At 45.1% G+C, this 21853-nt stretch carries 16 protein-coding genes and 1 pseudogene; 5 read left to right on the top strand and 12 right to left on the bottom strand.

Translation table 11 applies throughout. The annotated features are described in order from the left end of the window. Nucleotides 1-649: 649 nt before the first annotated feature. The 4 genes from I6E11_RS12270 to I6E11_RS12255 all read left to right on the top strand — a co-directional run bounded on the left by I6E11_RS12270 (nucleotide 650) and on the right by I6E11_RS12255 (nucleotide 5942). Nucleotides 650-1450 (top strand): UDP-2,3-diacylglucosamine diphosphatase, encoded by an 801-nt coding sequence (locus I6E11_RS12270; RefSeq protein WP_235338467.1) that lies wholly within the window; start codon nucleotides 650-652, stop codon nucleotides 1448-1450. Beyond that, on the top strand, nucleotides 1447-2565 hold the full coding sequence (locus I6E11_RS12265; protein ID WP_235338466.1) for a glycosyltransferase family protein: 1119 nt from the start codon (nucleotides 1447-1449) through the stop codon (nucleotides 2563-2565). Before I6E11_RS12270 ends, I6E11_RS12265 begins: the two co-directional genes overlap by 4 nt. A 262-nt stretch (nucleotides 2566-2827) precedes the next feature. Beyond that, entirely contained in the window at nucleotides 2828-4891 is a 2064-nt protein-coding gene (locus I6E11_RS12260) for an RNA degradosome polyphosphate kinase (RefSeq protein ID WP_235338465.1), read from the top strand. A 112-nt stretch (nucleotides 4892-5003) separates the two neighbouring features. Beyond that, entirely contained in the window at nucleotides 5004-5942 is a 939-nt protein-coding gene (locus tag I6E11_RS12255) for a Ppx/GppA phosphatase family protein (RefSeq protein WP_235338464.1), read from the top strand. A 63-nt stretch (nucleotides 5943-6005) separates the two neighbouring features. Here I6E11_RS12255 and I6E11_RS12250 read toward each other — a convergent pair whose 3' ends face one another. The 4 genes from I6E11_RS12250 to I6E11_RS12235 form a co-directional block, all read right to left on the bottom strand. Continuing rightward, on the bottom strand, nucleotides 6006-8417 hold the full coding sequence (locus I6E11_RS12250) for a TonB-dependent receptor (protein ID WP_235338462.1): 2412 nt from the start codon (nucleotides 8415-8417) through the stop codon (nucleotides 6006-6008). Between the two features lie 85 nt (nucleotides 8418-8502). Beyond that, nucleotides 8503-9084, bottom strand: coding sequence for a response regulator transcription factor (locus I6E11_RS12245; RefSeq protein ID WP_235338456.1), 582 nt, complete (start codon nucleotides 9082-9084; stop codon nucleotides 8503-8505). Between the two features lie 44 nt (nucleotides 9085-9128). Beyond that, entirely contained in the window at nucleotides 9129-10772 is a 1644-nt protein-coding gene (locus I6E11_RS12240; protein ID WP_235338450.1) for an NAD(P)/FAD-dependent oxidoreductase, read from the bottom strand. Between the two features lie 56 nt (nucleotides 10773-10828). Beyond that, nucleotides 10829-12394: an ATP-binding protein gene (locus tag I6E11_RS12235; protein WP_235338441.1), complete on the bottom strand. Its 1566-nt coding sequence runs from the start codon at nucleotides 12392-12394 to the stop codon at nucleotides 10829-10831. A gap of 405 nt (nucleotides 12395-12799) precedes the next feature. On the opposite strand from I6E11_RS12235, the pseudogene I6E11_RS12230 reads away from it, so the two are divergent. Next, nucleotides 12800-13206 (top strand): annotated as a pseudogene (locus I6E11_RS12230) (Arm DNA-binding domain-containing protein); the annotation flags it as partial. A 159-nt stretch (nucleotides 13207-13365) separates the two neighbouring features. On the opposite strand, the gene I6E11_RS12225 reads toward I6E11_RS12230, so the two are convergent. The 8 genes from I6E11_RS12225 to I6E11_RS12190 all read right to left on the bottom strand — a co-directional run. Beyond that, on the bottom strand, nucleotides 13366-14151 hold the full coding sequence (locus I6E11_RS12225; protein WP_235338436.1) for a hypothetical protein: 786 nt from the start codon (nucleotides 14149-14151) through the stop codon (nucleotides 13366-13368). 21 nt (nucleotides 14152-14172) lie between these two features. Next, nucleotides 14173-14700 (bottom strand): Pvc16 family protein, encoded by a 528-nt coding sequence (locus I6E11_RS12220; RefSeq protein WP_235338435.1) that lies wholly within the window; start codon nucleotides 14698-14700, stop codon nucleotides 14173-14175. A gap of 61 nt (nucleotides 14701-14761) precedes the next feature. Then, complete coding sequence (locus I6E11_RS12215; RefSeq protein WP_235338433.1) at nucleotides 14762-16438, bottom strand: fimbrillin family protein; 1677 nt, start codon at nucleotides 16436-16438, stop codon at nucleotides 14762-14764. Nucleotides 16439-16562: 124 nt separating this feature from the next. Beyond that, on the bottom strand, nucleotides 16563-17453 hold the full coding sequence (locus tag I6E11_RS12210; RefSeq protein WP_235338432.1) for a fimbrillin family protein: 891 nt from the start codon (nucleotides 17451-17453) through the stop codon (nucleotides 16563-16565). A gap of 40 nt (nucleotides 17454-17493) precedes the next feature. Then, nucleotides 17494-18297, bottom strand: coding sequence for a hypothetical protein (locus tag I6E11_RS12205; protein WP_449500928.1), 804 nt, complete (start codon nucleotides 18295-18297; stop codon nucleotides 17494-17496). 51 nt (nucleotides 18298-18348) lie between these two features. Continuing rightward, nucleotides 18349-19470 (bottom strand): DUF3575 domain-containing protein, encoded by a 1122-nt coding sequence (locus tag I6E11_RS12200; protein WP_235338429.1) that lies wholly within the window; start codon nucleotides 19468-19470, stop codon nucleotides 18349-18351. 509 nt (nucleotides 19471-19979) lie between these two features. Continuing rightward, on the bottom strand, nucleotides 19980-21353 hold the full coding sequence (radA, locus tag I6E11_RS12195) for a DNA repair protein RadA (protein WP_235338423.1): 1374 nt from the start codon (nucleotides 21351-21353) through the stop codon (nucleotides 19980-19982). Between the two features lie 295 nt (nucleotides 21354-21648). Next, a partial coding sequence (locus tag I6E11_RS12190) for a Fic family protein (RefSeq protein ID WP_394800134.1) occupies nucleotides 21649-21853 on the bottom strand: 205 nt, incomplete at its 5' end.

Below are 21853 nucleotides of genomic sequence, written 5' to 3'. Positions count from 1 at the left end.
TTATTAGCCTACCTTTTTTGTGCAGGTTTATTTGGTACAGTTTTCCAATAATCTTTTAAGCTGTTACTTATAGCTTCCCTATGAGTTATTGATTTACTCTTCCCTTTCATTGCCTGACTTATTTTTTTCTTTGTCATGTCTGATAATTCTCTATATTGTCTCATTTTTTAAAGTTTATATAAATAAATATGGTAACAATAGAAAAAATATCAACCTTAATAAGTTTTTTTTCTGAAAAATACCCCAAAAAAATTTTTATTCATGGCTAACGGTGTGCCTCTTACGGTACTTATCACATATAAGCATAATAAGAGGCAAGTTACAGAGCTTTAAATCAGTGCTATAAGTTTACAGATAATTAGAATATTATACTGAAAGTTATTTTTTAATATAGCGGTTAATTAACTCTCAAAGATATTATACTTTTCTATCATTGTACCAATCCAAGAAGCAAGTTATCTTTTTAAGGTCATTAATAAAAGTTCGATAATCTGTAAAATCTGCGCACGAAAAGGAAGATGTAAATGATGAGTAATCAGAATTTACATCTTCCTTTTTTATTGTCAGAATGTATTATCTTATTAATCTAAACTACACGTCTTTGTAATATTGATTCCGTTATTTTGCATCAGACAAAAATGAAAGAGAAATGGAATTAAGACCACATTACAGAACAATCGTTTTATCGGATATTCACCTGGGTACAACTCATTCCAAAGTTGATGAGGTGAGTGATTTCCTTAGTACGGTAGATTGCGACCGTCTTATACTTAACGGCGACATTATCGACGGGTGGCATTTGCAGAAATCGGGTGTTAGAAAATGGAAACCACAACACACCCGTTTCTTCAAGATTATAATGAAAATGATGGAAAAGTGTGGTACAGAGGTTATTTATATACGTGGAAATCATGATGATTTCCTTGATAATCTTGTACCATTACAGTTCTCGAATATAAGTATAGTTAAGGATTATATCCTGGAAAGCAATGGCCGTCATTATTTTGTTACTCATGGAGATGTATTTGATAAAGTGACAACTGAAATGAAATGGTTGGCAAAGTTGGGTGATGTGGGCTATACATTATTGCTTTGGATGAATGGTATGTATAATAAATATCGTGCCAAACAGGGTAAGCCTTATTATTCATTGTCGCAGGCTATAAAGCATAAAGTAAAATCGGCCGTGTCTTATATTTCAGATTTTGAGAAAGTTTTGGTTGATTTTGCACGTAAGCGTGATTGTGACGGTGTGATTTGTGGACATATTCACCATCCTGAAAACAGAATAGTAGATGGTATTCACTATTTGAATTCCGGAGACTGGGTAGAGACGCTTTCTGCCCTTACAGAAGATGAAAACGGAGTGTGGGAAGTGGTAAATTATTCTGATGTGATAAATCAATTGAATAAAACTGCCAAACTAACAATTTTATCTGTAGCATCATGAAATTTCTGTTTATCGTTCAAGGAGAGGGTCGCGGACACCTTACCCAAGCCATAACTTTAGAGAATGTATTGTTAAGAAGTGGTCATGAAGTAGTAGAGATACTTGTAGGAAAAAGCGAGTCCAGACGATTGCCGGGTTTCTTTACACGCAGTGTGCATGCTCCGGTAAAACAGTTTGTAAGTCCTAATTTCCTTCCTACACCATCAAACAAACGTGTAAATATCACTCGCAGCATATTATACAATGTAATGAAAGTCCCTGAATATTTGGAAAGTATGCGCTATATTAATGAGCGAATTTCTAAAACAGGTGCCGACATGGTTATCAACTTTTACGAGTTACTTACGGGGCTTACATATTTCTTTTATCGTCCAGCTGTCCCTCAGGTATGTATTGGGCATCAATATCTTTTCCTTCACAAGGATTTCGAGTTGCCTGCAAAGAACAGGCTGGGTATGATGTTTCTCAATATGTTTACGAAGCTTACGGCTTTGGGTGCTAAAGAGTTTCTCGCGCTTTCTTTTCGAAGTATGAAAGATGATAATGGAAACAGAATAAAGGTTGTACCTCCTTTGTTAAGGCGTGAGGTGTTCCGTCAGGAAGTCTCTGATGGTGGTTATATACATGGATATATGGTAAATTCCGGTTTCTCTGAATGTGTAATGCGTTGGCATAAAGCCCATCCACATACTCAATTGCGCTTTTTCTGGGATAGATGGGATGAAACACCTGTCAGGAAAGTTGATGATACATTGAGTTTCTATCAGTTGGATGATGTTGAGTTTTTGCGTCAGATGGCCGGCTGCAAGGCGTATGCCAGCACAGCAGGTTTTGAATCTGTGTGCGAGGCTATGTATCTTGGTAAACCATTAATGATGGTGCCCGCACATATCGAGCAGGAATGTAATGCTTTTGATGCCATGAAAAGTTCTGCAGGTATTGTGGATAATGACTTTGATTTAAGCAAATTGTTGGACTTTGCGGAAACATACAAGCCTGACGAGAAATTCAGAGAGTGGGTTAATTCTGCAGAATATATGATAGTAAATGAGCTGGAGAGTCTGGCTTCTACTGCATTTATGCCGAATATGTATATGGTGGAGGAATACATATAGTAAATTACACTTTTCATAACATATGAGTGAACACCTGCTGAACATTATATGAACGTTCATTGAACATGTGTATTTACTGTTCGTTGGCTGTTTATACCTTGTTTATTTACCGTTCATCGCGTGTTTTTAAGCTTATAAGAATACTCCTGAAATTCTATTGTTCAAAGTATTTTTCAATAACCGAACATTGTATCAATAATTTTTGTATATTGCAATAACAATGTAATATGTATTACTTTCCTTTGCACAAAAATTAGAATTTATGGCAATTAAGAAGAAAGAAAATCCATATCTTGAAAGAGATATAAGCTGGATGTATTTTAACAGACGTATCCTGCAGGAGGCAACACGTCAACATGTGCCCTTGCTTGAAAGAATGGCTTTCCTTGGAATATATTCAAATAATCTTGATGAATTCTTCCGTGTCCGTATGGCTTCACAAAACCGTATTGCTGAGTGTGAGGATAAATCAGCAGCCAAGGACAGTGAAAAGGCCAAGAAGATAATCAAGAAAATCACAAAACTGAATTCGGAATACGCCAAGGAGTATGAAAAGGCTGTGGAAAGTGTCATCTCGGATTTGGAAAAAGAAAACATTTTCCTGGTTGATGATGAAAATATATCACCCGAACAGTTGGATTATATACGTTCGTATTATAAGGAGAAACTCAATGGATTTATTGTTCCTGTATGGTTCTCGGCAATAAAGACCCTTGAGTCTGAAACTGATGAAAATATCTTTCTGGCCGTAAAGCTTCAGAAAGACAATGGCTCTAAGAATATAACAGACTATGCCTTTCTTGAACTGCCTGTGGGATTGTGCGGACGTTTTGTCCGTCTACCAGACTGCGATGGAAAGAGTTATATGATGTACCTTGATGATGTGGTTAGGTGCTGTCTCCCTATCGTTTTTGAAGGACTGGAATATACCAAGTTCGAAGCATACGCCTTCAAGTTTACCCGTGATGCTGAAATGGAGATAGACAATGATTTGCGCACAGGTACATTGCAGAAGATTTCCAAGGGAGTGAAGAGCCGTAAACGCGGCGAACCTCTACGTGTGATTTATGATGGCGATATGCCTAAGGACCTGATGAAGCGTGTCCTCAACAAACTGGATGTAGATTCCTGGGATACTATCCTTTCCGGTGGTCGCTATCAGAACCATAAAGACTTGATGAAGTTCCCTGATTGTGGCAGGAAGAACCTGAAATATCCGACATGGACTCCTATTATGAAAAAGGAGCTTGACGGGCCGGAAAGCCTTTTGTCTAAGATTCAGGAAAGAGACAGGTTTATCCATGTACCTTATCACAACTTTGATTCATTTATCAGAGTGCTTCAGGAGGCTGCCGTCAGCAAGAGGGTTAACAGTATCAAGATTACTTTGTATCGTCTTGCCAAAGAATCTAAGGTTGTAAAGGCTCTTATCGGTGCGGCACGAAATGGAAAGAAGGTAACAGTAGTCATAGAGCTGCTTGCCCGCTTTGATGAGGCTTCTAACATTAACTGGTCAAAGAAAATGCAGGATGCCGGCATAAAGGTAATATTCGGAGTAGAAGGTTTGAAGGTACACTCCAAGATTACACATATCGGTATGAAAACCGGTCCGGATATAGCTTGCATAAGTACAGGTAACTTCCACGAAGGGAATGCCCGTATGTATACAGACTGTGTATTGATGACTGCCTCAAGAAGACTTGTAAATGATGTTGATGCAGTATTCGATTTTATCGAACGTCCTTACACACCTATTAAGTTTAAGGAGTTGCTTGTTTCTCCAAATGAAATGAAGAACAAGTTTATAACCCTTATTAATAATGAAATAAAGAACCGTAAGGCAGGAAAACCTGCATATATAAAGATTAAGATAAACCACATCACAGATCCTATAATGGTAGAAAAGCTTTATGAGGCATCTCAGGCCGGTGTGGATATCGATTTGGTGGTACGAGGAAACTGCTCGTTGGTGCCGGGAATACCTGGGGTGAGCAGCAATATCAGAATTACAGGTATTATAGACCGTTATCTGGAACACTCACGTATCTTTATCTTTGCTGCAGGAGGAGAGGAAAAGATTTTCATGGGTTCGGCCGACTGGATGCCGCGCAATCTTGACAACCGTGTAGAAGTTATCACTCCAGTTTACGATCCTGCCATAAAAGGTGAACTGAAGCGTATTGTAGACTACGGATTGAAGGACACTCTCCAGGGACGTATAGTCGACGGATTTGGTGATAACAGGTTCGTTTCTCTGGCAGAAAATGAAACGCCGTTCCGTTCTCAGGAAGCTCTCTACAATAGCTATCTTGCTGAAAACGAATAGATATTATAGCTTGATTTTTCACAACGTTGCTTGTCGCTTGCCCGCAAGGGTATGGTGGCAAGCAATTATTCGCATTTATAAACTAACTGTTAAATGATAAAAAACGAATACTATGAGCAAGGAAATTGAAACAACACTAAATGGTGTGAATTATGCGGCTATAGACATAGGCTCCAATGCCGTACGTTTGCTTATCAAGCATCTTGAAGAAACTAAAGATGGGGTGAAATTCTCTAAGGTTCTGTTGTTGCGTGTGCCTCTTCGTCTTGGTTTCGATGTATTCTCAAAGAATAAGATTTCAGAAAAGCGTGCCAAGAATATGCTCCGCCTTATGAAGGCCTACAGCCATCTGATGAAGATATACGACGTAAAGGATTATCGTGCGTGTGCCACTTCGGCAATGCGTGACTCAAAGAACGGGACTGAAATAATAAAACGTATAGCCAAGGAAACGGGGATACAGATAGAGATTATAGACGGTCAGGAAGAGGCAAAAATAGTATACAATAACCATGTAGAATCAATGGACGACCGCAAAGGCAACTATATGTATGTCGATGTAGGTGGTGGTAGTACGGAGATAAATCTGTTGTCGCAAGGTCAGTTGGTTTGCAGCCGTTCCTACAATATCGGTACTGTTCGTATTCTGAATGAGGCTGTAAAGGAAGGCGAATGGGACAGACTCAAGAATGATATGGCAGATCTTGCCAAGTCATATCCCGACACTAATATTATCGGTTCGGGAGGTAATATCAACAAGCTGTATCGTATGATTGAGAAAAAGGACAAGAAACGTGCACGTATGACTGTGGCCTCATTGCAGGAACTGCATAATGAATTGAAGCAGTACACTGTGGCGGAAAGGATGCAGAAATTCAGTCTCAAACCGGACCGTGCGGACGTTATTGTTCCGGCAGGTGATATATTTCTTACTATTGCAGATATTATAAAAGCGACCTACATCTATGTACCTGTAATAGGACTTGCTGACGGAGTGATAGACGGTATATATTTGCGAAACAAATGGAAAGCTCTCAATAACGAGGTGTGATATACTACACAAAAACGGCGGAATTACTGGTTCCGCCGTTTTTGTGTAGTATAACTTAATATATTAGAATCTGCATCTAAGGTCAACCCCAATCTGCATAGGGCGTCCCATCTGTGCGAATCCTCTGTTCATTGATTCAAAGTAGAATGCCTGGTAGTCAGTGTTCAGTGCATTGTTTATCCAGATACCAATCTGTCCGTTACCCTTGTTCAGACTGATGCGTCCGTTCAGTGTGCCGTAAAGGTCCTGATAAGCATTGTTTTGTTCTGTCCAGTAGATACGTCCTGCACCCTTATAGTTTGCGTTTACTATTATGTTGTCCAGCCATGCACCGCTCTTCATACGGAATATATACTGACCTCCAACAGTGAAAGTATGCTCTGGTACGAAAGGAACATAATTGCCGTTATAGTTCACTTCGTCGCTTACTACATAATCAGTAAATGTGGCATGAGTATATCCGTAATTACCGTTCAGACTGAATACATCCGTAATCTGTGCTTTCAGAGCCAGTTCTCCACCAATACTTCTGCTCTTTCCTGCATTGACGGTTACACGTCCCAGACCACTTGCCGCAAAGCGTGAAATCTGCTGGTCATGAGTGTCCATATAGAAAGCAGCTACATCAGCCTGCAGACGTCCGTCGAACATGGTCATGCGCGAGCCTATTTCGTAGTTCCATGAGTATTCTGGCTTGTACAGTGTTGTCTCCTGAATATTGAAATCATAATGAGGTATTTTGTCTCCTCCCATTTGTGAAACCATACCGTGACTCTTTTCATCTAATACTGATATCATTCCGTTAATCATCTCACCCTGTACGATTTCGGAGAACATCTGTATATTATATCCTCCCGAACGATAACCTTTCGTTACTGATGCGTATATGTTATTGTTTTTGTTGAAATCATATTGCAAAGCGAATTTAGGTAATAACTGTATGTAGTCGTGGCTTATGTTACCGTTCACTTTAGGTGAAGAATTTAATCCTTTGAACGGCATAGGCATAACGGCTATCTTGAAATCGAAGTTGATGTTGGTGTTAGAGTTATAGTCAAGCCAATACTTTTCGTATTCCATTCTCAAACCTGCAGTGAAAGAAAGTCCGTCAAAGATAATATCATTTATTGTTGATTGATGATAAATACCTGTGCTCAGCATTGGTGACTTGAAATTTCCGCCGATTAATATATTATTGTCAGTTATATCAAGACTCATGTCCGGCATCATAGGTTTTTCTTCCTTGATTTTCTTGAAAATACCGTTTACATTGTTTTCCATTAAAGAAGATATACCGTCCTCATGGAAAGTCACAGGTCCCTCAGTGTCAAGCCACTGATAGAAACCGCTCACACCTGTAGTCCACTGCCAACGGCGTCCAGGTTTTGATTTAAGCACGATTTCTTCACTTATGGTTTTTGAGTTCTGTCTCTGTGCCATAGTGTATACATTCTTTCTCGTGAAATCCTGGTCGAGATTCATTTCATCTTTCAGGTACTGGAAACCTGTCACACTGCTGAGGATAAAGTTTTCAGCCTGATGCTCGAGGTTCAATCCGCCATTAAGGAGATGACGCATATATCCGCACTCATTATTGTAAGCCACCTTGCCCAAGTCGCCTTTCAAGTCCTGATAGTAGATGTCTGTTTCAGAAAGGCTGGTCAGCTGATAAGGGTAACCTCCCTGGTTGGAATATTCATAATTCACAGTGAAGTCAAGTTTAAGATTATCTTTTGGCAGCCAGATAGCCCTCATTCTTCCACCCACTTCATCACCTTTGTCAATTTTCTCGTTGTCGCGTGCTACATTTTCGAAGAAGCCTCCTTCATGTTCATAAAATGCACCTGCCGAGAACGCAAATTTGTCTGAGATGCGATGGTAGTGGTTTACGGAAGCCTTATAGTTGTTATATGTTGCAGCTCCAAGGCTTATGTCAGTACCCTGGTATGTGAACGGTGATTTTGTGAACACACGGATAAGACCACCCATAGTGTTACGTCCGTACAGAGTACCCTGAGGACCGCGTAATACGTCTATACGTTCTATATCTGAATAATTGAAATCAAAAGCAGATTTATCGATGAAAGGAATATTATCTACATACAGTCCTACGGCAGGAGTATTGATTCTTGAACCGATACCTCTTACATAAACCGAAGTGGTAAGTTTTGAACCGTAGTCAGGAATGAATAGGTTAGGAACAAGCCCGGACAGTGATTTTACCGATGTTACGGAATTGTTTCTCATATCTCCCTGCGAGAATGATGTGGCAGAGATAGGCTGTTGCCTCAATCTGTTATTTTCCTTAGGAGTAGCTATAACCACTACCTCTTCTATGTCTATCACTCTGGTTGTGTCTGCCGGTGCGCTGATGTTTTCGTTTGTGGGCAGACTGTAGGCAGGAGTTACTCCGGTTGCTATTGTAACGCCTGCCGCCATGAACTTAAATGTCTTTAGAACTGTACGTCTTCTCATTTTTTCAGTCTGTATATGGTTTTTGTAATTCGGATGCAAAGGAAATGCAATCCGCGAAAACGTACAATCCTAATTTATTATGATTTTAAATGCTGTCGGCGTCAATATATCCGTTCATTACGGCATAAATAGCCAGTCCTGAGACAGATTTTATACCAAGTTTTTCTGTAATGTTTTTCCTGTGTGATATAACCGTGGTCAGACTGATATTCAGCTTTTTGGCTATTTCCTTGTTTATATATCCCTTAGTTACTAGAATCAGTACCTCTATTTCCCTGGCAGACAGTGTAGGCATACTATCCTTTGGCTGAGGCTTTACAGGATGGTGAGTCATTTCGTGTCCTCTGCTCCGCATATCCATAAAGGCCTTAATAAGTTTCTCCTGAGGCAGAAATGTGTTGAGCACAGGAACGCCAACCGGAATCTGCGGCTCTCCGGCTGACAACACTATGCTTTTGGGCTTTCTTTCAAGGAAGAAAGCCGTATGTTCGAAATATATTGATATCGACACGAAATAGTGGGCATACATGTCAGGAGTGTCGTCTATCAGGGCTTCGAACGAATGAAACACGCGTATGACGGCTTGTGGTATCAACTCTTCCAGAATGGTCTGCAGTCCAAGCGCAGTAAGAGTATTCTTTTCTATTATGGCAATTTCAGGAATCATTTTATTATCGTTTAAACAGTATTTGAATGGTGTTTAAATGGCTTTTAAATCCTCATAAATGCTGCTACAGCCTCCGCACATCTTTCGCCGTCAACTCCGGCAGAGACAATTCCTCCGGCATATCCTGCACCTTCGCCGCATGGGAAGAGTCCTTCCACTGTGACATGCTGCAGTGTTTCATTATCGCGTACAATTCTTACCGGTGCCGATGTGCGGGTTTCTACAGCAATCATCACTGCATCGTTGGTAAGGAATCCTCGCGAACTTCTTCCGAACATTTCGAATCCCTTGCTCAGACGTTCGCTGATGAATTTGGGCATCCAGAAGTGTAGTGGAGATGATATAATTCCAGGGCTGTAGGAAGTGACAGGAAGGTCGTAGCTCAGTTTCTTTCTTGTGAAATCTACCATTCTTTGTGCGGGAGCAGTCTGTCGCATATTTGCCTGTTGCCAGCATATCTGTTCCAGTCTTTCCTGGAACTGCATCATTGCTAGAACCGACTGTTCTCCATCCTTGGCAGTCTTGCGTCTCAATTCTTCTGTCTGCTGTTCTGCAGAGCCTTCAATCACTTCGCATGCCTGCAGTTGCAGGGTAGGGTCGTTCAAGTCTTCAGGACGAATTTCTACCACCATACCCGAGTTACTCCATTTCGTACCACGGTTGCTTGGGCTCATTCCGTTTACAACCAGCTGATGTGGACCGCTTGCTGCCGGAACCACAAAACCGCCCGGACACATACAGAAACTGTAGACACCGCGTCCGTCCACTTGCTGCACGAAACTATATTCCGCAGCCGGCAGATATTTACCTCTACCGTTCTTGTTGTGATATTGAATCTGGTCGATAAGCATTGACGGATGTTCCAAACGTACACCTACAGCAAGGCCTTTAGTTTCCATCTTTACGCCGTTGGCATAAAGCCAGCGGTATACATCGCGAGCCGAATGACCGGTGGCAAGTATCACCGGACCTCTGAAGGTTCTTCCATCGTTGGTCTCAATGCCAATAACCTTATTTTTCTCTATAATAATGGCATCCATTCTGGTCTTGAAGTGAACTTCTCCACCACATTCCAGAATGGTATTTCTCATGTTTTCAATCACTCTAGGCAGTTTGTCTGTTCCGATGTGAGGATGTGCGTCTATAAGGATTGAGGTGCTGGCTCCGTGCTGGCAGAACACATTCAGAATCTTATCCACATTGCCTCGCTTCTTGCTTCTGGTGTAAAGCTTGCCGTCGGAATATGCACCTGCGCCACCTTCACCGAAACTGTAGTTTGATTCGGGATCAACCTTATGCTCGCGGCTGATTTTTGCCAGGTCTTCTTTTCTTTCGCGTACGTTCTTTCCGCGTTCAATTACTACCGGACGCAGACCAAGCTCTATAAGTCGTAGTGCGGCAAACAGTCCTCCGGGACCGGCACCCACAACAATCACCTGAGGCTTTCCGCTAACGTTTTTGTATTCGGTAGGAGTATATTCCTGTGTGTCCGGCACTTCGTTGATGAACACTTGTACCTTTACGTTTACATATATGGTACGCTGACGTGCGTCAATACTCTTTTTCAGAACTCTTACAGCATTGATAGTTCTGATGTCAAGCCCCTTTTCGCGGCTGATATATGTCTTCAGCGACTGTTCGCTTGCAGCCTGTTCAGGCAATATTCTGAGTTGATATTCGTTTACCATCTTGGTGGAGTTGTTAGTCTTTAGTTGTTAGTTTATGAGTTTGGAATGTTTTTATGTTATACGTATTTCCAATCACTTACTGTTCCTGTCTCTGATGAGAATCCTACACCTATTTTATAGAGTCGGCGGTTGTCAGTTTCGTATTCACGTGCATATCCTTTTTCTTCGATCTGTTGAAGAGCTTCTGCAGCATTACCATCCAGTTTAAATTCGAAAATGTAAATGTATTGCGGAGTTTCTACAATACAGTCCACACGTCCCTGGCTTTGCACTTTTTCCACATAAACAGTATATACGCTCACCATCCTCATAATCAGATAAAAGGTGTATTGGAAATAACGTTCCCGCTCATTTTCGTCTTCCTTTCGGCGCATTGTATATGGAATACTGGCCAGAAAAGCCGTGAACATAGCTTGCAGTTTTTCCACTTCACCGGCTTCAAGTTTTTCAACCAATTCATCTATCCAACCTTCTACACGTTGTTTTGGCTTCAGATAGGAAGTTGCCAACATTGTAAGAAATCCGTTTTTTACCTCATTATTTGGAAAATCAAGCAAAAACTTGTTCATCCTCATATTGTAGTCCTTTATCGTGAGATAGCCACTTTGATATATCATAGGAAGTGGCTTTTCTATATCGGCTTTATAGTCCACGAATTCTTCAGGACGATAATATTTGCCTGTCAGTTCATTCAAATTTTCGTTGAAATGAGTTAGTAGGCGTATAAGATATGTAGGTGTACCTGAATGGAACCAGTAGTCATACACTCGTTTGCTGTCAAAAGCGTTAAGCAGGCTGAAAGGATTATAAATATCAGTCATACGGTCACTGAAGTGATAACCGTCGTATTGCTGTTTCAGACGTGATTTCATTTCCTCAGGACTGCATTTGTATTCTATAGCCATGTCGGCAATAGGCTTGGGAAAATAATGTTCAATTTCTTCCTGGGTGATACCGCATAAAGCTTCGTAGCGTGTATCCATACTGATATCCTTAGGTTGGTTGAAACCACTGAATACACTTACTTGCGAGAATTTGGTCACACCCGTAAGCAAAACAAACTGCAGATGTTCGTCTGCTCCTTTAAATACAGAATAGAAACCTTTCAGTACGTTACGATGACGGTCTTCCAGAGTTGAATTTATATCGAGCACATCCAGAATAGGCTTGTCGTATTCATCGATCAGTACTACTGCACGATGTCCTGTTTTTTTGTGTGCGGCTTCAAGTACCTTGATGAAACGTCCTCCCAAATCAAGTGAGTCACTGTCTGATGATAAACCATACATTTCTTCCCAATCGGATACATATCCATTCAGGCGTTTTTCCAAAACACCTTCTTCTGTAAAGTTAGAACCATTGAAATCTACATGGAAAACAGGATATACATTCCATTCTTTCTCCAGATTCTCTATGGCTAATCCGCGGAATAACTCTTTACGCCCCAGGTAGTAGTTTTTCAGTGTAGAAACCAGTAAACTTTTTCCAAAACGGCGTGGACGGCTAAGGAAATAAATACTACTCTCATGGGTGAGGTTATAGATTAACTCAGTCTTGTCTATATAGACAAATCCGTCTTCAATGATACGGTCAAAACTTTGTATTCCGATTGGATATTTCATAAGTGTAGTTTTTTATCAATATCTGCAAAGATAATTAAACTCGCCCGATTTTGGATGGATTTAGGAAGAATAATGTAAACTATTGGGCTTTCAGGGAGATACGCAGCATTATTCCGCATTCGTAAATGTGTGCCTTGAAGCCGTTTTTTGAATAGTTAAGCAGAAAAATTGCTACCTATCCGTTGCCCATTCCAGTTGTATGGAGTTGTTTGGAAATCCTTTCTGCTCCGACCGTAAAGAACGCAGTTCCATCATTTTGGCTTAGCGAAGGTACTTATTTTTTTTGAGATATGAAAAATATAGGTTCCGTAAGTCAATGGTGATAGCTTTGTCGATGTCTGACGATATTTGACATGCCGATGATTAACTCTGTCTCCGTTAATTTTGCAAACAATGGAACAGATTATGAATCAGACAGATGTAAAGGTTTCGTTCTACCTTAAAAAGAGCGAGGCGGATGCCAGGGGAAACTGTCCCGTAATGGCACGGCTTATTGTCGGCAAGCACTCTGAAACAGCATTCAGTGTCAAGCTTCGTGGCCACAGTCATTGTGGTCATCCGGACGGGCATGTGGGAAAAGTGTTGCGGCAAGAGACATAAACAACAGACTGGATGAAATACGTGCTGCCGCGCTCGGCATCTATGCGGAACAATCTGCAATCCGTGAGGATGTAACAGCAGAGGATGTAAAGCATCAACTTTTGGGTATGGCTTCGGAACAGGAAACCCTATTAAGCTATTTCAGACTTTTCATTAGAAATTTCGAGAAACGTGTTGGGATTAATCGTACGGAAAAGACATTGAGGGCTTTCTCCGTGATGCCGATGAAAGCAGGGATAGCGGTAGCGGCTTCGACTACCGAGTTTGGAAAGGCGCTCTTCTCTACGATGTAAACGCCTGGTGTCTTCATTTGTGCCATACGCTTTTGTTTTAAATAGTTAGACAATCAGTTATCTGGTATATTCAGTTTATTAGAGATAGCAGACCTGCCTGAGCAGGCCCGGTTCCGCATCCAGAAACTTGCCCGGTTCCGGTGGCGGGACGTACTTGAGCAATACCTGCCTGCGTCCGCTTCCTGTTGCAGACGAGAACACCTTGAGTTTGCAGGCATAGTGTTCCTTCATGGGGACAGCCTCCTGTGAAACGGTGCGAAGCACTTCCAGCCCGTATGCTTTGAATGTCTTGAACGGCGTGAACGCCATCGTGCCGCCCTGTTCTTCCATCCGGTATTGCCTGGGATCAGGGCTGCCTCCATCGCGGGGCACCAGCAGGTATTCCCATTTGCATTGCGGGGCATGGAAACGAAGCGTGCAGGTCTTGTGTTTTTCTTTCTGTGCGGCTGCAAGGATTTTCTCCGTCATCAGGATGCTTACCGAACAGAAGCCGCTGCCGATACGCCTTCTGTCGGCGGATTCGCGGATGGCTTCTGTCGCCTCGACCGTATCGCGTGATGCAGGCAACTCCAGGGTATAGGCATTTTCGGGGCGCAGTGCCGCCCAATCCGTGAACAGGACGAAAGCCGGATCCGTAATGCAGAATTCCGCTTCGACCTTGTCGGAAGAGGTGTCCACCCCCGCACTGTCGCAGTCATACAACAGTGTCCACTCGTTGACCGCTGTCTGTCTGAACAGCAGTCCTCTTCGCCGGCACAAATCGACCCCACCGGCTTTGAGCCGGAAAGCGAGGGCACGACAGGCAAGATTGTCATAGTAGTCGTGCTCCACACGAAGGCTGTATAACGGTCGATAAGTGCCCATATATCTAACTTTTGATTACATTTATGTTTTTACATCCGTAGTTCCTGCCATGCTGCTGCCGGACATGATTTCGGCGGAATCCACTGTCAGTCCGCGAACCTTGCAGATGAACGAAGGGTAATACTGTCCTCCCATGGTCGTCCAGATGTTGTGCAGATCCGTAGTGGACATGGGGACCAGTTCCAAAGTATAACTTTCATTGCCGACCTCGAACCGAGGCAGCGATTGAATGAAAGTGAGTGCATCGGACAATACTGACAAAGCTTCGGCATACCGTTTGTCTTCATATACTGCCGCCATCATGATGTGCATGTTCAGCAGCAGCGGCTGACGTCTGCCGGCATAGCCGGTTGCGGCACGCTGCATATAGCCGCCATCGCCGCTGGCTTCCCGTTCCAGATTAACGAGAGAGGCCACCAGCTTGTTGGGGCATTGCTCGCCGGCAGAGCCTATCAGCCCGACCTCGGCCACCCCTTCGGGCTGCCGGTGTGAGCGGGCCAGATATTCATCCAGCCGTGCAACGTAAGTTGTCAGTATCTTGCGTATCATAATGCCCTGTAATTTACTGTTCTATATCTCTGTCGGGCGGAACTTTTTCCCGCCTAACGGTTCACTGTTTCTTCAATGTAGGCAATGCTCCGGTAAGTTCGTACTGCCAGCCTGAGCCGTTCAAGGCATTGTTCATGGCATCAACGGCGTTCTGCCAGGTAACGGTTGTGCCGTCTACCTTCGTGGCTCCGCCGTTGTCATTGTCGGGGAGGCCGCTCCAGTAGCAGGCGGTCACGGTGGCATAGTTTACTCCCACTGCGCCGCCTACAATGTTACCGCTGACGTTGCCCGCGGCATAACAGGCAATGAGAGTGCCAGTTCCGTTCATTCCCACTATACCGCCGGCCCAGGCGTTGCTTGTACCGTCATTTTCAACGGTCACGTTGCCTGTGGCATAGCAGGCGGTCAGGGGAGTAGTACCACCATTCGTTACACCTACCACGCCGCCGGCACGCTCCGTTCCTTTCACTGTGGCCGAGGAACTGCATCCGGTGATGGAACCGACCTGTTGATAGCCCACCACACCGCCTACGTCGCTACCGCTACTACCGCTGACGCTGCCCGACACCGAGCAGTTTTCAATGTTGCCGCCAAAGCTCCATCCCGCCACGCCGCCGACGAACGTGCCACTTGTTATGTTTACTTCTGTCAGCACTACGTTCTTCACCGTGCCTTTGATGAAGCCGAACAGACCCGTATATCGGTTACTTCTCGTAACGGTCAGCCCCGTGATGGTCTTGCCATTGCCGTCGAAGGTGCCGGTGTATGCTTTGTTATCATCTTTGCCTATCGGTGTCCAGTCGATGCCTGTCAGGTCGATGTTGTTGGTCAGGGTGATATTGATGTCTAACTTCCATTCTTCGTTCACCAGTTCGGCGATGTTCTTCAGACCCTCGGCGGAGGTCACGGTGTAGTTGCCATGTCCGTCGTCGGTATATCCCTTGTCCTTATCCAGCGTGATGTTGTAGAACTTGCCCGCTTCGGGGGTGATGGCGGCAGAGAGGTTGCGTTCCTCGGTGCCGTTTGCCTGCAGCTTGGTTATTGTGTAGCCGGGCACCACGTTCGCCTCCCAGCAAGTGATGGTTGCGCCGTTTTCGGTATATTCGCACTTCTTCATCTCTATCCAGCCCTCTTGCGAGCCTTGTCCGGCCTTGCCTTTTTCATAAGTACACTGTGTATAGGTATAGAGCTGGAGGCTCTGCACCTGGTCGAGTGCATCGTCCGAAGGCGTGACGCGCACCTTGGCCAGACGGTGGGCAAAGGTCAGCGTGACGGGTGTCTGGTAGTCTCCCGTGCCCGAGCCGCCCAGCAGGTAGGCAAGACTTTGGCTTTGGTTGCTGAGGTCGAGGGTGCCGCCCGTGGCGGGGTACCAGGCGGTGACGGTGTGGGCCTCGTCCCTGTCGCTCCAATACAGGGGTGTTTCGGCTTCGACGGAGCCATCGTTCTGCACGGTGTAGGTGCCGACCTCTCCCTTGTCGTCTATCTGTACGGCGAACTTGTCGTCCGCGTCAAACTTGCTGCTGTTGCCGTCCTCTTTCTCGCTGACGCGCGTCGCCGGTGCGCCCCAGGGCTGTGCCTCGCCGCCCTCCACGCCGAGGGTGATGCGGGCTATCTCCAGCGGGTATTGTCCTTCGGGCAGACGGTCACCGTCCGCCAGTTCGTCCTTCGTGCAGGCAGCCGTGGCAAGGAGCAGTGCGGCTGCGGCAAGAAGCAGATGGATGGAATGTCTTTTCTTCATATCGGGTTGTCTTTTTATTTGTTTTCATTTTGTGCTGCCGCCGCCTGCGAAGGCGGCCGTCGCACCATACTGTCTATGGGCAGCTCCGGCTTGACGCATACGCCGGGGCAGCGGTATGTGGGGCTTACAGCGTGATGCTTACATCGTTCGAATTTCCGGGTTCCCACGGGGTAATCTCCGGTTCTTCCACCGTGATGCCCTTGTTGTTGAGCGTTATGTTGTAGGTATAGGCATAGCCTGCGGAGAACTGATTCGCTTCGGGCTTGGATGGATTCGGCAGTGTGGTTGTATAGTCCAGTCCGTTGAAAGACACTTTAAGGTCAAGAGAGGTGGTCACTCCCTGCGGGAGAATGATGACTTGCGAAGTGGTGGCACCGCCCAGCTGCATGGTAATCGGCGATTCGACGGCTGCGGTTACGGCAGTCGTTCCGGTAGCCGTGTCGAAAGTGCCTTCGTGCTTCAGTCCGTCCAACGTGTAGTCAGCAGGTTCCATTCCGTTGAAAATGAGGCCGTCGCCTGGCTTGAAGGTGAATTTGATGAGACTCATGCGGTGGTGGAAGGAGTTGTCTTCACCGCCTTTGTCGGTTTTGTCGGTGAAGCTCACCTCCGGGCTGCGGGTGCTTCCCTTCGCTCCCGAGGCAAAGAGGAAGTCGATGCCGGGGCCCTGCTTGTCGGCTGCGGTGTTGACGGTCACCGTTCCGCCGTCAGACTGATACGGATAGTAGGCATTAAAGGTCTTCGTTTCGGTATCATTGAAATAGATGGTCTTATCCTCGGGCACGAACTGGCCGCTCTCTCTCACGTAGGGTATGTTGATGAAGCCGGCGCCGGTGATGCCGATGCAGTCGCCGTCAGTCCAGTCTGTACCGTCCTGATTGACGCGGGTGGATACAGATTCATAGATGTCGGCGGTGAACTTGGCGGCTACCGGGCCGTCATTCAGGTTCTCGTTGTCGTTGTTACAGGCGGCCAGTGTCAATGCCAACGCTGCGAAAGCAAAAAATCTTGTCTTCATTATATTTATAGTCTTTAATTGTTAAATTGCATAGTTCCCGTTACATTTCCGCACTGGCATCACCACCTTCTACCGTTTCCCATCCGGTAATTTCGCCCTTGCCTTCTTCCATGCCGACGGGGGTTTCCAGTGTTCCGGTCACACGGTAGGCGGTGGTCATATCGCCGTTAAAGTCCGCAAGGGCTTCCGTCAGGTCGACCTCCGTGCGCTGTGTGCGTCCGCCATCGGTAAAGACGATGTCCAGCACCAGCGTCTGCACGGTTCCCATCGTACCCAGCAGGCGGGCGTCGGCCGTGAGCTTGCTGCCGTCACGGGTGAAGGAGAAGACCGTGGAGGCCGGTTCGCCGATGGTCTGTCCCTTCTCCATATCAAAAATTCCGGCTATGCCGCTGAGGGTGGCGGTCACGCTCTGTATCAGTTCGGGGCGTCCCTGCGTCACTTCCAGTTCCAGTTGCAGGTCACGTACACGCTGCACCGGAACGGCATTGACACGCAGCGTGTCGTCAGCTGTTACGGTTATCTCCTGACTGACGGTCTTCAGATAGCCCGGCAGGGGGATAACGGATGCACCGTCCGTGTGGGCATTGACCCGTGCTGTCCGTCCGTCGAAAGTGAAACCTTCCGCACGGTTATAGATTACCATACTGTGTGTTCCCGGATTGAGCAGGTCGGGATTGGTGAATGGCGAACCTGTAATGTCGGCCACCTTCCCGTCCATGTCGAGTACATAGTTATCGTCTGCCGACAGTCCCGTCAGGCTGATGGTGACAGCTCCCTTGTCGGGGTGCGGCGTGTCATAGAGCGTGTCCTTCACGCAGGAAGAGAGCAGCACGGCGGCTGCCATTCCCATCATATTTATATATTGTCTTGCTTTCATATCGTCTTCCTCCCTCTGTTAGAAAAGTTTCCACACCAATGTCACACCGGCGTTGATGGGGCCCCACCAGTCCTTTGTCTCGTTGCCGCGGCGTACACGCACACCGTCAATGACCTCATATTTTTCAAAATCGGCATTCAGGTAGCCCAGACCGAGGTTGAAATCAATGTTTAATGCCTTGTTCAGCCGCAGCTGATAGCCGCCGGTGATGCCGCCACCCATCAGGTCGCCCTGCTTGCCTGTTTCGGAGAGCTTGTAGTTGAACTGCCCTGCCTTGAACATCGCGCCCACATACCAGGCTTTCTTCTCACCCATATAGTAACGTACTTCCGGAGCCACTTCCCAAAGGGCGTAGCGGCGGTCCTTGTCGTTCCAGCTCCATGAAGTCCACGAACCGTTTACGGCAATGCCCCACGGGGGATTGATGCGCCACTCCAGCCCTAAATCGGGGGTCAGCGTCACCCAACGCAGCAGGTTGGCACGCAGGGACAAATGATAATCGGTTGGGGTTTCTGTTTCCGAAGGAGTATCGGCAACGATGGCATTTTGCTGTGTTGCCGTCTGTTGCTGGGCCGCCCTTTCGGCTTCTGCCTTTTCAGCGGCAAGTCGGGCTTCTTCCGCTTTGCGCTGCTCCTCGGCCAGCCGTTGCTGTTCGGCACGTTTTTCCGTAGCCAGACGCTCGGCTTCCGCTTTGCGCCGTGCCTCTGCTTCCACATCTGATACGGTTGTTTCTTCAGCCGGCACCGTCAGGCGCACGGTCACGAAATCGCCCTCTGCCGGATGGTTGCGGGTGATGAAACTTTCTTCCTTGATTCCCGCACGTGTAATCAATTCTGATTTCACACGGTTCGAGCGAATTTTGGCTATCGCGAGGTTTTCTTTTTCGCCATTCAAGGAATTGCAGTAGCCGTCGACATAAAGCGGCAGCTTGCCGTCAAGAATGTCCGTCTTGTTGCTTTCAATGCACTCCAGCAGACGGGCAAGTTCCATGTCATTGCCGTTCCAGGGAACATAGAACATGTCCTTCTGCGGCACGAAGCGGAAGGTGTAGGTCGTGTCTGCTTTCTGCTGCGCAAAGACAGGAAAAGTTACTGCCGTCAGCCACAGGAACAGAGTAAGAAAAGAGATTTTTCTGCTCATATAAACTTGAATTTGTTATCTTTGTACTCTCCAAAAGTAATAAATAGCATTTACCGGCACAAATATTATAAATACTTTTTCTGCAAAATTTTAGCGTTTTATACTATTTGCCGATTGAGCACTTTTCAAATTGTTGTATGAGCACTTTTTTGCTGATTGAGCACTTTTATTTTGTCAATAGAGCACCTGTGGTTATGGGGACTCGGCTACGGTATGCTCGTTTTTCCCGATATGTTTTTATTCCGTAAGATTGCAGCCGTTTATATGGCCTTTTCAGAAAGAAATGTTATCTTTGCAAGTGAGATAAAGAGTTATTTGAAAGCATGAGAAATATGGCGGTTCGGAACAGTCCGGCTTTTTCTTATCCATTGCCCGTTCTCGTGCGAGTTTTATCCAATCTGTTGATAGTCAAATAAAACCTACCTGATTACAACAAAGATATAAAAATGTGTGCGTTGGTACAAATGGAAAACTTGTTTTTCTGAGTTGATATTTGTTTTCTATAATATTCATCCGAAAAGTTCCCTGAATGCTTCTTCCACTTTTCTTACAGGAACAAGTTCAATCTTTATTTTCTTTTTGTCCAATCCTTGCAGATTATGTTTTGGCACCAGCATACGTGTGAAACCAAGTTTTTCGGCCTCGCTTATCCTCTGTTCAATTCTGTTCACAGGGCGTATTTCTCCGCTCAATCCCACTTCGCCGGCCATGCAAACTCCGGATTCTATTTCGGTGTCCATATTGCTGGACAGAATGGCGCTTATCACAGCCAGGTCGATAGCCGGGTCGTTAACTTTCAGTCCGCCGGCAATGTTCAGGAACACATCCTTCTGAGCTAGTTTGAAACCTACACGTTTCTCCAGTACGGCAAGCAGCATGTTCATTCTTCGGATGTCGAACCCTGTTGCCGAGCGTTGAGGTGTTCCGTAGGCAGCAGTACTTACAAGAGCCTGTACCTCGATAAGGAATGGACGGATACCTTCAGTTGCACAGGCTATGGAAATTCCGCTCATTCCTTCATGATCCTGGGTGAGCAGCAGTTCAGAAGGATTGCTTACCTGACGCAGACCGTCCTGACGCATCTCGTATATACCCAGTTCGGCGGTACTTCCGAAACGGTTTTTTATGCTTCGCAGTATTCGGTACATATAGTGCTGGTCGCCTTCGAACTGAAGTACAGTATCAACGATATGTTCCAATACCTTAGGCCCGGCAATGCTTCCTTCCTTGTTGATATGACCAATCAGTATGACCGGAGTTCCGGTTTCCTTGGCAAATCTCAGTATTGCTGCAGAGCATTCTCTCACCTGTACTATGCTTCCGGGCGATGAGTCTAGATTTTCTGTAGAAATAGTCTGTATGGAGTCTATAATAACCAAGTCCGGAGAAGTACTCTTTATATTGGCAAAAATCTGTTCCAGTGAGGTCTCGCATGCTATGAGCAGTTCGCTCTCTCCGTTATGCTTTATTCTGTCCGCACGCAGCTTGAGTTGTCGCGCACTTTCCTCGCCGGAAATATACAGTATCCTTTTGTTGGTAAGATGCAGAACTGTTTGCAGAACCAGAGTTGACTTGCCTATACCCGGTTCGCCGCCAAGCAGTGTGAGTGAGCCTTGCACAAGTCCGCCACCTAGCACTCTGTTCAGTTCATCGTCCATAAGGTCAATTCTCTGTTCGTCCGATGAAACAATCTCCCTCAGATATTGTGGTTTTGAACGTATGGATTCAATTCCGTGGGCAGCATGTTTTGCCACAGGTGCTTCTTTTCTCACCACCTCTTCCGAGAAAGTGTTCCACTGTCCACACGAAGGACACTTTCCAATCCATTTTGGTGACTCCTGTCCGCAGTTTGTGCATACGAATACTGTTTTGTCTTTTGCCATTGTTTTTTAGTTTATATTGTATACTCTACCGTAATAGTTCAATTCTTTCCGGTTCGTATGTTATATGTGTTTTCAATCGCCAATCACATCAAGAATTGGCTTGTCATTAAACTTATATTCTGCTTGGTAGAGTTGCTTCCTAGTAGAACTCGCCTCCTCTTTCAACCACGATACAAAGTTAATACTTTCCTCTTTGAATATAATATTTTTAAAGGCCAAAACATTGCACTTCGTTTTGGAATCTACAGATACGGGATTATTTTATTTTTTTCGTTCATTTTTATTATCTAAAACGTTATTTGCTATTTTTCAAAGTTTTCTTCAATGCCAAACCTCTTGCCGTAAGTCGATATTTTTGATTTTTACTATTGGGTTTATCTGGTATTGTTAGTTCTATATAGCCGTTATTAATTGCCGGAATTAAATAATCCGTTCTAAAATAATCTCTATTCTTAATTAATAACATATTCTGCAATTCCGAACGTCCCATTTCTCCCATT

Origin of the sequence: Bacteroides caecigallinarum (genome assembly GCF_021531075.1) — a bacterium.
GTDB lineage: Bacteria > Bacteroidota > Bacteroidia > Bacteroidales > Bacteroidaceae > Phocaeicola > Phocaeicola caecigallinarum_B.
Note: the sequence above shows the minus strand (reverse complement) of the source record. Positions and strands in the feature narration are given on the sequence as shown.